12 protein-coding genes and 1 pseudogene are annotated in these 12827 nt (G+C 72.6%); 6 read left to right on the top strand and 7 right to left on the bottom strand.

Features of this window, described 5'->3' with window-relative positions; all coding sequences use genetic code 11:
* The 5 genes and pseudogenes from JHN63_RS36085 to JHN63_RS36065 form a co-directional block, all read right to left on the bottom strand.
* Positions 1-226 (bottom strand): annotated as a pseudogene (locus tag JHN63_RS36085) (hypothetical protein); the annotation flags it as partial.
* 211 nt (positions 227-437) lie between these two features.
* The gene (locus JHN63_RS36080; protein ID WP_200688824.1) at positions 438-1772 is read right to left on the bottom strand and encodes an AAA domain-containing protein; all 1335 of its coding nucleotides are present in this window, start codon (positions 1770-1772) and stop codon (positions 438-440) included.
* Positions 1769-3367 carry a hypothetical protein gene (locus JHN63_RS36075; RefSeq protein WP_200688822.1) on the bottom strand — a complete coding sequence of 533 codons (1599 nt, stop codon included), beginning with the start codon at positions 3365-3367 and terminating at the stop codon, positions 1769-1771. Before JHN63_RS36075 ends, JHN63_RS36080 begins: the two co-directional genes overlap by 4 nt.
* Entirely contained in the window at positions 3358-4533 is a 1176-nt protein-coding gene (locus JHN63_RS36070) for a hypothetical protein (RefSeq protein ID WP_200688820.1), read from the bottom strand. The genes JHN63_RS36075 and JHN63_RS36070 overlap by 10 nt, the downstream gene beginning before the upstream one ends.
* On the bottom strand, positions 4484-5497 hold the full coding sequence (locus tag JHN63_RS36065; protein WP_200688818.1) for a phosphatase PAP2 family protein: 1014 nt from the start codon (positions 5495-5497) through the stop codon (positions 4484-4486). The genes JHN63_RS36070 and JHN63_RS36065 overlap by 50 nt, the downstream gene beginning before the upstream one ends.
* Before the next feature lie 209 nt (positions 5498-5706).
* Between JHN63_RS36065 and JHN63_RS36060 the strand changes: the two genes are divergently transcribed.
* The gene (locus JHN63_RS36060) at positions 5707-6306 is read left to right on the top strand and encodes a histidine phosphatase family protein (RefSeq protein WP_200688816.1); all 600 of its coding nucleotides are present in this window, start codon (positions 5707-5709) and stop codon (positions 6304-6306) included.
* 47 nt (positions 6307-6353) lie between these two features.
* Here JHN63_RS36060 and JHN63_RS36055 read toward each other — a convergent pair whose 3' ends face one another.
* Entirely contained in the window at positions 6354-7817 is a 1464-nt protein-coding gene (locus JHN63_RS36055) for a hypothetical protein (protein WP_200688814.1), read from the bottom strand.
* A gap of 271 nt (positions 7818-8088) precedes the next feature.
* Here JHN63_RS36055 and JHN63_RS36050 point away from each other — a divergent pair, with 271 nt between their 5' ends.
* Together JHN63_RS36050 and JHN63_RS36045 are read left to right on the top strand one after the other, a co-directional pair.
* Positions 8089-8523 carry a hypothetical protein gene (locus JHN63_RS36050; RefSeq protein ID WP_200688812.1) on the top strand — a complete coding sequence of 145 codons (435 nt, stop codon included), beginning with the start codon at positions 8089-8091 and terminating at the stop codon, positions 8521-8523.
* A gap of 78 nt (positions 8524-8601) precedes the next feature.
* Positions 8602-9471, top strand: a complete 870-nt coding sequence (locus JHN63_RS36045; RefSeq protein ID WP_200688810.1) for a spermidine synthase — start codon at positions 8602-8604, stop codon at positions 9469-9471.
* 13 nt (positions 9472-9484) lie between these two features.
* On the opposite strand, the gene JHN63_RS36040 is transcribed toward JHN63_RS36045, so the two are convergent.
* On the bottom strand, positions 9485-10024 hold the full coding sequence (locus JHN63_RS36040; RefSeq protein WP_200688808.1) for a hypothetical protein: 540 nt from the start codon (positions 10022-10024) through the stop codon (positions 9485-9487).
* A 120-nt stretch (positions 10025-10144) separates the two neighbouring features.
* On the opposite strand from JHN63_RS36040, the gene JHN63_RS36035 reads away from it, so the two are divergent.
* From JHN63_RS36035 to JHN63_RS36025, 3 genes are all read left to right on the top strand, one after another.
* Positions 10145-10849 carry a response regulator transcription factor gene (locus JHN63_RS36035; protein ID WP_200688806.1) on the top strand — a complete coding sequence of 235 codons (705 nt, stop codon included), beginning with the start codon at positions 10145-10147 and terminating at the stop codon, positions 10847-10849.
* Positions 10846-12249 carry a HAMP domain-containing sensor histidine kinase gene (locus tag JHN63_RS36030; RefSeq protein WP_200688804.1) on the top strand — a complete coding sequence of 468 codons (1404 nt, stop codon included), beginning with the start codon at positions 10846-10848 and terminating at the stop codon, positions 12247-12249. The genes JHN63_RS36035 and JHN63_RS36030 overlap by 4 nt, the downstream gene beginning before the upstream one ends.
* A gap of 107 nt (positions 12250-12356) precedes the next feature.
* On the top strand, positions 12357-12827 hold a 471-nt coding region (locus tag JHN63_RS36025; protein WP_200688802.1), incomplete at its 3' end, for a cellulose binding domain-containing protein.

Genomic DNA, 12827 nt, shown 5'->3' with positions numbered 1-12827 from the left:
TGACCCACGCGTTCCGCGCCGCGATCGCCTGGAACTCCACCGCGCGATCGGTCGCGGCGCGGAACGCGTGGGTCAGCTCCGTCGCACGGGCCAGCAGTGCGCGGGGGTCGTCTATCGACTCCAGGTCGAAGAAGTGCTCCGGGTCCTCGGCCGCCTGCGCGGGCTCGAAGAGCAGGGGCGCGGGGCGTAGCCGCGATTCGTTGCGACGCGGCGTGTGCTCCGCCATGTCTTCTCCTCCTCGTACGTCACGGATGACCCGCCTCACGAGCCGGACCACCGTCCATTGTCCCCCGGCGGCGCAAGGGGCCCCGGGCATACTCCCGAGGCACGGATCCCGCACCGCGTGATTGGCTGCCCACCGGACGGGCACGGTATGCGTCACCGACCGCCCGAACAACGAGGAGCCGCAGGTCAGGCTCTCCAACCCAGGGCCACGGTCACGGTCTCCACGTCACCCGATGCTCCGCCAGATGCGCCAGCACCGCATGGTTCGCCTCCCACCCGTCCGGGAACTTCACCGTCACCCCCAGCTGTACCGGCTCCGTCGACGGGTGGTCGTCCAGGAGGTCGGTGACGCCCGCTCGGCAGATCACGATGCAGGCGTGTCGGTGGCGGGAGGCGAGGACGCAGAGGCGGCCCGTCTCCAGGTGGAAGGCGGTGGCGTCGGGGCGGCCGGAGAGCGGGTGGAGAACCACCGTGACGTCGAACTCCCGGCCCTGGAGCCGGTTCGCGGTGTCCACGGTGATGTCCGTGACGCCCACCTCGGCCAGCGCCGCCCGGATCGCCGCCGCCTGGTCCCGGTGCGCGGTGCCGACGGCGATGCGGTCGGCGGTCAGGGGAGTGGGGTCGGGGGAGCGTTCGGATGTGGCCGCGCCGCCCCGGTCCAGCAGTCGTCGTACGACCGTCGCCACCGCCCGTACCGCTTCCGGGTCCGTACGGGGCGTGTGGCGGGCCGGTAGTTCCAGCAGGCCCCAACCCGACTCCGCCGCCTCGTCGATCACCCGGTCCGGGCCCGAACCGTCCGACGGGACACCGAAGTTGAGGAGCCGGTCGCCGTGGCCCGTGCCGCTGCGGAAACGGGTGTACGGGTAGAACGCGTTCGAGACCAGGGGAGCCGCTGAGGCCGGGAGGCGCCAGGACACCGGCAGGCGGTGCTGCGGCAGTTCGGGGTTGTGCGCGAGGAGGGTCGTCACGGCCGAGGCCGAGGGGTCGTACGACAGGCCCGCCCACTGCTCCGCGCCGACGATCGCGAACGGGTCCAACTGCCCCGGGTCGCCCACGAACAGCGCCCGCTCGAACAGCCCGGCCACGGCCAGCAGCGAGTCCGAGCGCATCTGGTACGCCTCGTCGACGATCGCGTGCCGCCACGGCTCGTCGACCTTGACGTGCGCCCACTTGGCCGCCGTCGAGATGACGACCGGGAGCCCGGCCAGCTCACCCGCCTTCGCCGACTTCCGTACGTTCGGCAGGTCGTCCAGCGCCTTGTCGTACGGGTCCGCGTCACTGCTGTGGAGGCGGCCCACGGGCAGCTCGCCGTTCTTCTCGGCGAGCCGGACGACGAGGTCGTCGACCTGCGCGTTGGTCTGCGCGACCACCATCAACGGGCGCCCGGCGTCGGCCAGTTCGAGCGCCGCGCGCACGACGAGCGTGGACTTCCCGGCGCCCGGCGGGGAGTCGACGACGACTCCGCGCGCGGTGCCGTGCAGGGTGTCGCGGAGGATCGCGTCGGTGGCGCGGCCGGCCTCGGCACCGGGGTCGAACTCGGCGGTCACAGCACGTCCTCCTCGGTCACCGGATCGGCCGACTCCTGTACGGCGCTCTCCTCGCCCGGGGGGCCGCCGTGCGTCCACGGTGTCTCCTCCTGGTCGGGCAGTTTCGCGCCGCCGCGCTGCTCGTGCTCGAACAGCGTGAAGCAGATCCGGTCGCCCTTCTCCGGCAGCGAACCGGTCTCCGGCTCCTTGCCGCGGCCCATCTTGTCGACGACCCGCAGCACGACGAGAGCCCCGTCCTCCTCAAGGCCCACGAACTCCGCCGACTGCGGCTTCCCGCCCAGCGACCGGAACACCTTCACCCGCTCCCCGAGATGCGGCCGGTCGTCCGTGCGCACGGTCACCAGCGGGCGCGGGCGGGGGCTCTTGCCCTCGCTGTACGCCATGACGACATCGATGACCTCGCCCGCGAACGCCTCCCCGGCGAGCCGCCGCCCGGCCATCACCAGCGGGTCGTCCAGGGCCTCCTGGGCATCGAGCCGGGCCTGCTCGCGCTCGCGCGTGGCGAGCTTGTTGGCCGCGGTGACCGCGTCGTCGCGGCGCGGCTGCGGGGGCTCACCGGCGACGATCCGGTCCCGGTGACCGGTGAACGACCAGCGGTCCCGGGTCCACCGGTCGACGGCGTGCGGGCCCTCCGGCAGCGCCCGCAGCAGGTCGACTCCCTGCCACACCGCGTCCCAGGTGGGGCGGGTGATGCTCTCGACGAGGGACCTGATCTCCCGCTCGGCGGCGGTGAGTTCACCGAGCCGGTCGTCGGCCTCCAGACCGTCCTCGGCGGCGGCGAGGGCGGTACGGGCGCGGTCGTAGCGCTCGATGGCGGGGGCGAGCAGCTTGTTGTCGAACGCCGGGTCCGTGGCCGGGCCGGCCGGCGGGCACACCAACTGGCCGCGCGCGTCCCGCCGTAGCTCCGCGTCGAGCGCGGCCTCGGCGCCCGGGACGCCGTCCGGCGGGTCGATCCAGGCGAGCAGCGCGCCCAAGTGCTGGTCCTCCAGGCTGGATTGACCGGTGGCCCAGTGCCGGCCGAGTACCTCGGTGAGCGCGAGCAGCAGCGCCGAACCGGGCACCCGGGCCCGCTCCCCGAAGTGCGTCAGCCACCGCCCGAGCAACGGCACGCGCGGGGGCGCGGGATGCGGGGTCTCCGGGTCCTGCTCGGCCGTACGCCGAAACCGCATCGAGCGGCCGAGCAGCCGTACCAACTCGATGCCCGCGCGGCTCGGCACGATCAACTGCGGTGCGTCCGCGCACAGTTCGACCTCGACCTTGACCCGCTTCCCGGTCTCCGGATCGGTCTCGTTGCGCTCGGCCGCCTCGACGTCGTCGGCGTATGTGTCGATGTACGGCAGCACCACGTCCGCGAGTTCGGCGAGGAACGCGAACCTCAGGTCCCGGTCGCGCGGTTGGGCCACGACGAGCAGACGCGGCGCGTCCCGGTCCGTGCCGACGAGTGCGCCCAGGGGCGCCCCGGCCTCACCGGCGGTGGTGAGCGGCACGACGACCAGGGGGCGCTCGGAGAGGTGCCGGTGGCGGACGGTGGCGGCGGGTTGGGCCCGGCCGCTGTGAACGGCCTCCAGGCGGGCGAGAGTCGAGATCAGCGACATGCGACCCCCTCCTGCCGCTCGTCCAGGATTCCTTGTCGGCTTTCCCCTTGCTCCAGGTGAGGCGCCAGCGCCTCGGCCCGCAGCTCCGCCGCCCTGCGCAACGCGGCCACCGCCGGGTCGTCCGGGTCGCCGGACGCGCCGTGGGCCGCCGACAGGACCTCGTCGACCGTGGTCAGATCGCCCAACTCGGCGCGCAGGGAACGGCCCAGGGTGGTGACCGCGCCGGACGTACGGGAACGGTCGCGGCAGTGGAAGGCCAGCTCGCAGGCGGCCAGGCACTCGGGGGCGTAGGCCGCGGGGACCGACTCGACCGCCGCGGTCAGCTCGGCGGCCGGGCGGTCGGGGGCGAAGCAGGTGCCCTCGGGGAGGGCGTCGGCGATGTCCTCGATGCGGGTGAGGCGGGCCAGTTGGCGGCCGGTGACCGCGCGCTGCTTGCGGACGTCGACGGCGGACGCGGTCGGCAGGTTCGAGAAGTCCTTCGGGCAGACGAGCAGCACGCGCGTGTGCACCCGCGGGACGGGCTCCAGGCGGGCGGCGACCTCCTCCAGTGCCAGCACGTACACCGCCGACTGGCGGGCCGCCGCGCCGACCTTCGCCGGGTCCGCCGAACCGTCCAGCATCGGGAAGGACTTGATCTCCACGACCGTCCAACCGCCGTCCGGGTGCACGACGACCGCGTCCGGCTCCAGGAAGGCCGGGGAACCCGCCACGTCGAGGGCGAGCATCGGGTGGTCCAGCAGGGTCCACGCGGCGGCCTCGCCGGCCTCGCGCAGCGCCAGCGCCGTACGGGCCGCGCGCCCCTCGGGGCCGATCGCGGACAGATCGGGCACCCGCGCGCGGGTCGGCGGCTCGGCGCCCGGGTCCAGCTTCTCGTGCACCAGGCGCAGCAGCTCCGCGCCGCCGTCCGCCTTGACCCGGGCCTCGAAGGCGTTGCCCCGCATGAAGGCGAACTGGGACTGTCCGAAGGCCGACGGCGAGCCGAGCGCGTCGGCCAGCACCGCCTTGTTCACCCCCGCGCCGTCCAGGATCGCCCGGCGCTTGCAGCCCGGGTTCGCCGCCAGCGCCGCGAGGGCGCGCGCGTCCAGTGCCTTGGCCGGGACGTCGGGGCCGCGCAGCTCAGCGAGCCGGTGCCGGAGCGCCGTCCCCCGCGTCCGTGGGGGAGGCACCCGGCTCGGCTCCGGTACCGAGCTGTGACTCGCGCTGCCGTGGAATTCGCTCACCCGGCGAAGTCTGGCATCCGCCACTGACAATTGAGGTTTCAGTGGCGCGAGAGGTGTCATGCGACACGGCACTCGCGAGGTCGCGGGAGAGGCCGGGAACGAGGTCGCGGGAGCGGGCCGCGACGAGCGAACCGTGCCCCTCGAACCGAGCCCTGATCCGGTCCGCGGCCTTCATCACCTGCGGCGCCAGCAGGAACCCGAACCCCATCACGACCACACCAGCGACCGCGTCGAGCAGATAGTGGTTCGCGGTGCCCATGACCACGATCGCCGTGAGCAGCGGATAGGCGACACCGAGGACCTTCGTGAGCCGTGTACCGCCGTAGCGCCACAGCATCACCCCGCACCACAGCGCCCAGCCGCAGTGCAGGCTCGGCATCGCCGCGTACTGGTTCGTCATGCCGCCCAGGCCGCGCGGCGCGCTCGCGTCGCCGCCCCACCAGCCGTACGAGCTGTACTTGGCCATCGTGTCGACGAAGCCGTAGCCGGGGGAGAGCAGCCGGGGCGGGCAGGTCGGGAGGAGGGTGAAGCCGATCAGGCCGATGAACGTGGACGTCATCAGCCAGGTGCGGGCCGCGCGGTAGACGTGCGCGCGTGACCGGAACAGCCAGATCAGGATCGCGGGCGTGACCAGGTAGTGCAGCGACGCGTACCAGAAGTCGGCCGGGATGCCGAGCCAGGCCTCGCGCGTGAAGAGCCGGTTGAGCGGGTGCTCGGCGTTGATGTGCAGGGCCTTCTCGATGCGCAGGATCGCCAGACCGTGGTCGACGGCGCTCGCCGTGTCGCCCCGGGCCAGCAGTCGGCCCGCCGAGTACGAGGCGTACACCATGAGGATCAGCGGCAGCTCGGTCCACCAGCGCAGCCGGGGTCGCCGGTCCGCCTCGATGCCTGGTGTCTCGGTCTGCGGCATCCGATCGCCCTCCCCCTTCTGCTCTGGTGCGGTGCCCGGTGGTCCGGCTGCCCGGTAACCCGGTCGGGACACTTTACGGCGTATGCGCGCGCCCGGTTTCGGGCGCCCCCGGACCTCAAAGACGCAGAGATCGCCCCCTGGGTTGCCCTTTTCCAGGGTGAGCGATGATGGAGTGACCCGCCTCTCGTTTTCTCCCGGAAGGGTCCCCCATGGCACCGCGCATCCTGTTGGCCCGGCACGGACAGACGGAATGGTCGCTGTCCGGGAGGCACACCGGCAGGACGGACGTCCCCCTCCTCGAAGAGGGCCGACGCGGCGCCAAGGTGCTCGGCGAGCGACTGCACCGGCCCCCCTTCGACGGCCTCCCCGGGGTGGAGGTCCGCACCAGCCCACTGGCACGCGCGCGTGAGACCTGCGAACTCGCCGGCTTCGGCGACCGCGCGACCACCTGGGACACCCTCATGGAGTGGGACTACGGCGCCTACGAGGGCCTGACCCCGGAGGAGATCCGTTCCGTGCGCCCCGACTGGCTGATCTGGCGCGACGGCGTCCCCGAAGGGGAGACCCTCTCCGAGGTGACCGCCCGCGCGGACGAGGTCGTCGCCTGGGCCCGCTCCGAGGACCGTGACGTCCTGGTCTTCGCCCACGGCCACATCCTGCGCTCGATCGGCGCGCGTTGGCTGGGCCTGCCGATCGACTTCGCGGCGCGGATACGGCTCAATCCGACGTCGTTGTCCGTGCTCGGCTGGGCATACGGAGACCCGGCGATAGAGAGCTGGAACGACGTGGGGCACATGGTTGCCCTCTAGGGGCGTGGACCTGCGTGACCCAGCCCCACCGACCGGCAGCCGAAGAACTACACCGCCGTACGAGGCACCCCCGAGTGCCTCTCAAGAAACGCGGACACCCCCGAAGCCCGCCGATGAGGCAACAGCACCCGCGCGGTCCCGGCCAGCATCGTCTGGATCCGCGACGACTGCACCAGGTCCAGAAGATCGAGCACCCGCATCCCCGCGGCCGCCGCCTCGTCGGGACGGCCTCCCCGCGCGAGGTCGTCCGCGAGCTCGGCCGTGTACAACGCGATGTTCCGGGTGAAGTGCGGATCCTGGAGCCGTGCCGCCCGCCGCGCGTGCCGCGCCGCCCGGGGCCAGTCGCCCAGCGTCGACCAGCACTGCGCTTCGAGCCCCTCCAACTCGGCCTCTCCGTAGAAGCTCATCCACTCGGGGTCGGCGTCCGAGCGGCCCCGCTCGTAGAGGGCCTGCGCACGGGCCAGCGCCTGTTCGCAGCCGGTGCGGTCGGCGAGCCCGGCCCAGCCGCCCGCCTCGCGCAGCGCGAGCAGCGACATCAGACGGGCGGAGCCCAGCGGGCGTCCGACGCGCTGCGCGGCCTGCGCGGCGCGCACCGCTTCGCGTGGCCGGCCGGCGTCCCGCGCGAGGAACGCCGTATTGCAGAAGGCGTGGGCCTCGAGGCCCGGGTCGCCGGTCACCCGGGCCGTCGCGAGGGCTTCCGCGTAGTGCGAGCGGGCGTCGTCGAAGCGGCCGGAGTCGTGGGCCAGCCAGCCCACCGAGATGGCGAGTTCACCGGCTCCGGAGTGCAGTCGCTCGGCGATCGACTGCCGGGTGGTGCCCGCGTCGAGCAGGGCGTAGGCGGCGCGCAGCGGGGCCGCCGCGCGCCGGTAGAGGCCGTCGGCGCCGTGCCGGTCGTCGAGCAGCCGGATTCTGCGGACGGCCTCTTCCAGGGCGCCCGCCTCGCTCGTACCGGGACGGCGGACGGAACGTTCCGCTGCCACGGCGTCCAAGGTGAGCCCCAGGGGGCCCAATGTGCCGGCGGCCACCGTGACGGTGCCGCCCCTCATGAATGCGCGACGCAGCACGTCGCTCTCCTCGTGGTTCTCGTGCGTGTCGTACGGGTCCGGTGTGTCATACGGCTCGTACGCCCCTCGCGTCTCACCCGCCCCGGTCGCCTCATGCGTGGTGCAGGCCGGGCTTGTGGGGTGTGCGGGGGGCGTGTCCTCGGCGGTGCGCGCCCCGCGTCCGCGTACGGACGAGCGGGGCGCGAAGCCGAGGTCGGCGAGCGTGCGGCCGGGGAACATGTGCAGGAACACCCGTTCGTACGCGTAGTTGGGACAACGGATCTCACCGGCTTCGACCCGGCCGACGTAGCGCGCGTCGCAGCTGACCCGCTCGCCGATCTCCCGTGCGGACCGGCGTACGGCCGCGGCGAACTCCGCCGGTGAGCGCTGTCCGCGCAGCCGCCGGAAGGCGAGATTGGGTCTCGGTGGTTGGGGGAACGGGGACGGGGTCACCATTGACGACGCCATGGCCGGGTCCTCTCGTGCGAACCGTCGAACCATGCCGGATTCAGGGTGACTTGTTGAGTGACGCCCTGTTTCCAGCGGGCAAGAACGTACCTGCTGTGCACGACCCGCCACGCAGGGTTTGGCTACAAACCGGATATCTCATCCGGGATCTGCCATGAACTGCCATCCTTTGCGGCGCACTTGTGCCGTAGCCGTTGACGCTTCAACGCGTTGAACCCCGTGGACCCGGGAGCCACCCGACTCCCGACCTGCTCGTCCAAGGAGGGGTTCCGTGGTGGAGACCGGGATGGAGACCAGGCAGAGCGTCGATCCTCGAATGCCGAGCGCGGAGTGCAGTGCGCCCCCGTTCGCGGACTCGCCCTGTGACCTGGTGACGGTGCCGACGCGGCAGGGTCTGGAGGCAGTCGACATCCTGCGGCGCGGCGCGTGCGACGGGGTCGGGCCCGTCCTGCACGACGACGGCGACGACACGCTCGGCTTCCTGGTACCGCCGGGCACGGCGGCGGCCTGGGACCTGCCGGGCAGCACGTGCACGGAGACCAATGGCCGGGGCCTGCGCCTCGCCCCCGACCCCGAGCCCCCCGTCGAGGGCTCCGACTGGCTGCTGCCTCCCGGCGACGCCGACCTCGCGACCGACCCGGAGGTCCTGCGGGCCGCGCTGGGCGAGGCGGCCCGCCTGATCGAGGCGGCGGACGGCTGTCGCTGAGCGCCCCGCGCCGGTGCGCGGAGGATGGCCGTCGGTGCCGGACGCGCCGTCCCACCCGGAGGCCCCGATAATGGCCCAATGGGAAAGTCCAGGACCCCCCGACGCGGTGGTCCCACCGCCGAGGCCGTCGTCGAGGCCGTCGACGGTGGGCTCGCCGAGTTGATACCCGACCGGGAACGCGCGCGTGCCTGGACCCTGCTGATCGACGGGGCGCCGCAGTCCTACGTCGACCTCGACGACCCGGCATATCTGTCCTTCGAGTACCAGCGGCGGCTCGGCCACGTCATCGATCTCGCCGCGCCGGCCGGGAAGCCGATCCAGGCGGTGCACCTCGGCGGCGGGGCCCTCGGGCTCGCCCGGTACGTCGCCGCCACCCGCCCCCGTTCCACCCAGCAGGTCGTGGAATTCGACGCGGCGCTGGTCCAACTGGTGCGGCGGGAGCTGCCGTTGGATCCGAACGCGCGGATCAGGGTGCGGTCCGTGGACGCCCGCGCGGGGCTCGCGAAGGTGCCCGAGGGCTGGGCCGACCTCGTGATCGCGGATGTGTTCAGCGGGGCTCGTACGCCCGCCCACCTCACCTCCACCGAGTTCCTCGACGAGGTGCGCCGGGCGCTCAAACCCGGCGGGGTCTACGCCGCGAACCTCGCCGACGGCCCCCCGCTCGCGCATCTGCGGGGTCAAATCGCCACCGTGGCCGCCCGGTTCACGGAACGTGCGCTGATCGCCGACCCGACCGTGCTGCGCGGCAAGCGGTTCGGCAACGCCGTGCTCGTCGCCTCCGACCACCCGCTCCCGCTCGCCGAACTGACCCGGCGCGCCGCCTCCGACCCCCACCCGGGCCGGCTCCAACACGGCCGCGAACTCACCGACTTCACCGGCGGCGCCGTACCTGTGACGGACGCCGCAGCGGTCGCCTCACCGGCACCACCCCCGTCGGTGTTCCGGTAAAGGCCACGCACGTCTAGTAGTTGCCCACATCCACCCGCGGCGCCCCGTCGTGCCACGTGCAGATCACCGACACCTTGCCCGTGCCCTTGGTGAACTCCACCCGCAGCCACGAGTCCGTCTTCCACACCTGCATCGCCCAGCCCGTCCCCGGCGTCGCCGACACGAGCGTCACATAGGCCGGCGTGAAGTCGAGTTCGAGCACCACCCGCCCGCCGTCGGTGTCGTAGCTCTTGACCTGCCCGGAGGCGGCGCCGGAAGGAGAGGGGGACGGACTCGCGGTCGGCGTCCTCGTCGGGGTCGGGTCCGTGCTCGGGCTCGGGGTCGGAGTGCCGGTCGGGCTCGGCGAGGACTCCGCGCGCACCGAAGGCTCGGCGGGCGGCGTCGCTTCCTGCGCGCTCGCGCCGGCCGCCGTGATGGGCAGGGCGCGCGGCGGGTCGTAGGCCGTGCCCGTCATGACCGTGTGGACGCCCCACCAGGACAGCGTGACCGCCGCGCCGGTGGCCAGCGACCAGGCCAGCACGTGCACGAATCCGTTGACGAGTCCTCTGCGCATCGCGGCCATACTGCCTCACGCGCCCCACAGGTGTCCCGTCGATGGCCATGGCTTTGTCCACAGACGGGAGTTGTCCACAGGCCCGGATACGGGTCGCCCGCATGGCGTACGGTGCGGCGCATGGCAAGTGTGCTCGTGGTCGAGGACGACCAGTTCGTGCGCTCGGCCCTCATCCGGCATCTGACCGACGCCGCACACACGGTGCGCAGTGTCGGTACGGCACTTGAGGCCCTGCGCGAGGTCGCCCATTTCCGTTTCGACGTGGTCATCCTGGACCTCGGACTGCCCGACCTGGACGGGTCCGAGGCGCTGAAGATGCTGCGCGGGATCACCGACGTACCGGTGATCATCGCCACCGCCCGGGACGACGAGACGGAGATCGTCCGGCTGCTCAACGCGGGCGCGGACGACTACCTCACCAAGCCCTTCTCGGTCGATCACCTCTCCGCCCGCATGTCCGCCGTTCTACGACGCTCCCGTGCCACCACCGGTGAGGCACCCCCGTCCTCGGTCCTCCGCGTCGGGGGACTAACTGTCGACCCGCTGCGCCGCCAGGCCGACCTGGACGGGGTCCGACTCGACCTCACCCGCCGCGAGTTCGACCTCCTCGCCTTCCTCGCCGGGCGGCCCGGAGTCGTCGTGGCGCGCAAGGAACTCCTCGCCGAGGTGTGGCAGCAGTCCTACGGCGACGACCAGACCATCGACGTCCATCTGTCCTGGCTGCGCCGGAAGTTGGGGGAGACGGCGGCCCGGCCGCGCTATCTGCACACCCTGCGGGGTGTCGGCGTGAAGCTGGAGCCACCGGGAGCGGAGTCGGTGCGATGAGGTGGGCACTGGTCAGGGTCTGTCTGGCGATCGCGGCCATGGTCGTCGTCGCCTTCGCCGTGCCGCTCGGCCTGGTCATCAAGGAGATGGCCCGCGACCGCGCCTTCTCGAACGCGGAGCGGGAGGCCGCCGCCGTCGCGCCCGCGCTGTCCATCACCACCGACCGGGACCAGCTGGAGAAGGTCGTCGCCTCGGCCGGCGCGGACTCCGGGATGGCCGTCCACATACCGGCGGGGGAGGGGAAAGCAGCCCTCGACATCGGCCGGCAGCGCGCCGCCGACAAGGACATCGCGACCGTACGGAAGCTGGGCCGCGCCTCCACCACCGAGGTCCCCGGCGGCTCCGTCCTGCTGCAACCCGTCGCGCTCAGCTCCGGCGAGATATCCGTCGTCGAGGTGTACGTCCCGGAGTCCGAGGTCAGCAACGGCGTCGGTACGGCCTGGGCGGTGCTCGCCGGGGTCGGCCTCGCGCTGATCGTCGGGTCCGTCGCGGTCGCCGACCGGCTGGGCGTACGGATGGTGCAGCCCGCGCAGCGCCTGGTCGAGGGCGCGCACGAACTGGGGGAGGGGAAGCTGGGCGCACGGGTGCCCGAGGAGGGGCCGACCGAACTGCGGCTGGCGGCGGTGGCGTTCAACTCCATGGCCGACCAGGTCGTACAACTGCTCGCGAACGAGAGGGAGTTGGCCGCCGACCTGTCGCACCGGCTCCGCACACCCCTCACCGTGCTGCGGCTCAACGCGGCCTCGCTCGGGGACGGGCCCGCCGCCGAGCAGACGCGGACCGCCGTCGCGCAGTTGGAGCGGGAGGTCGACACGATCATCCGGACCGCGCGCGAGGCCAAGCCGCAGACCGTGGCCGCCGGGCCGGGCGCCGGGTGCGACGCGGCCGAGGTGGTGCGCGAGCGGATGCGGTTCTGGTCCGCGCTCGCCGAGGACGAGGGCCGCAAGGTGCGGGTGGCCGGGGTGGAGCGCCCGGTGCGGATACCCGTGGCCCGCGCCGACCTGGTCGCCGCCCTGGACGCCCTGCTCGGCAATGTGTTCCGGCACACGCCCGAGGGCACGGCCTTCGCGGTCGACGTGCACAACAGCGAGGACGCGGTGATCGTGCTCGTCTCGGACGCGGGCTCCGGCATACGGGACCCCGAGGCGGCGATGGCCCGCGGGCGCGGTTCCGGCAGCGCCGGGTCGACGGGGCTCGGGCTGGACATCGTGCGCCGGCTCGCGGAGTCGACGGGCGGGGACGTCCGGATCGGCTCCTCGATGCTCGGCGGCACGGAGGTGCGGATATGGATCCAGCTCGACGGACGGGAGCCGGAGCGCAAGGGACATCGCGGGGCCGTGAGACGCCGTAGACGCGGCAGATTGGTCTCTACCTTTAACCGTTCCCGATCCCTTCCTTAAGCGCGCCCTAAGATCGCCAACTCCTGCCCGGATCAGGCGCTTTGCCCGATTCCGGATCGCTAGCGTGCTGCCGCACCCCCCAGGCGGACAGTGAAAGCAGGCACGCGATGAGCACCCACCGGCGCAGGATCAGCAACAGGAACAAGGTGATCGGCGGAGCGGTCGCCGCCGCGGTGATCGGTGGCGGCGCGATCATGCTGACCGGCATCGCCCAGGCGGCGAGCGTCGGCGCGGCCTACACCAGGACCAGTGAGTGGTCGACGGGGTACACCGCGCAGTACGTCGTCACCAACACGACCGGCGCCAGGAAGAAGGACTGGACGCTGGAGTTCGACCTGCCGGCCGGTGCGAAGCTGAGCTCGCTGTGGAACGCCGAGTCGAGCGTGCGCGGGCAGCACATCACCGTGAAGCCGCCGAAGTGGGACCCGGACGGTCTCGCGGCCGGCGAGTCGATCACCGTCGGCTTCGTGGTCAACGGCACGGGTCAGCCGACCAGTTGTCTGATCGACAACGCCAAGTGCTCGACGGACGGCACCGCGACCCCCGAACCGACCGGCCGCCCGAGACCGTCCGGGTCC

Origin of the sequence: Streptomyces sp. MBT65 (genome assembly GCF_016612545.1) — a bacterium.
Lineage (GTDB): Bacteria > Actinomycetota > Actinomycetes > Streptomycetales > Streptomycetaceae > Streptomyces.
Note: the sequence above shows the minus strand (reverse complement) of the source record. Positions and strands in the feature narration are given on the sequence as shown.

Excerpts from the sequence above, each read along its gene's own strand:
- JHN63_RS36035 (WP_200688806.1), top strand. The coding sequence starts at position 10,145 with ATGGCAAGTGTGCTCGTGGTCGAGGACGACCAGTTCGTGCGCTCGGCC.
- JHN63_RS36075 (WP_200688822.1), bottom strand. The coding sequence starts at position 3,367 with ATGTCGCTGATCTCGACTCTCGCCCGCCTGGAGGCCGTTCACAGCGGC.
- JHN63_RS36065 (WP_200688818.1), bottom strand. The coding sequence starts at position 5,497 with ATGCCGCAGACCGAGACACCAGGCATCGAGGCGGACCGGCGACCCCGG.
- JHN63_RS36060 (WP_200688816.1), top strand. The coding sequence starts at position 5,707 with ATGGCACCGCGCATCCTGTTGGCCCGGCACGGACAGACGGAATGGTCG.
- JHN63_RS36040 (WP_200688808.1), bottom strand. The coding sequence starts at position 10,024 with ATGCGCAGAGGACTCGTCAACGGATTCGTGCACGTGCTGGCCTGGTCG.
- JHN63_RS36030 (WP_200688804.1), top strand. The coding sequence starts at position 10,846 with ATGAGGTGGGCACTGGTCAGGGTCTGTCTGGCGATCGCGGCCATGGTC.
- JHN63_RS36045 (WP_200688810.1), top strand. The coding sequence starts at position 8,602 with ATGGGAAAGTCCAGGACCCCCCGACGCGGTGGTCCCACCGCCGAGGCC.
- JHN63_RS36055 (WP_200688814.1), bottom strand. The coding sequence starts at position 7,817 with ATGGCGTCGTCAATGGTGACCCCGTCCCCGTTCCCCCAACCACCGAGA.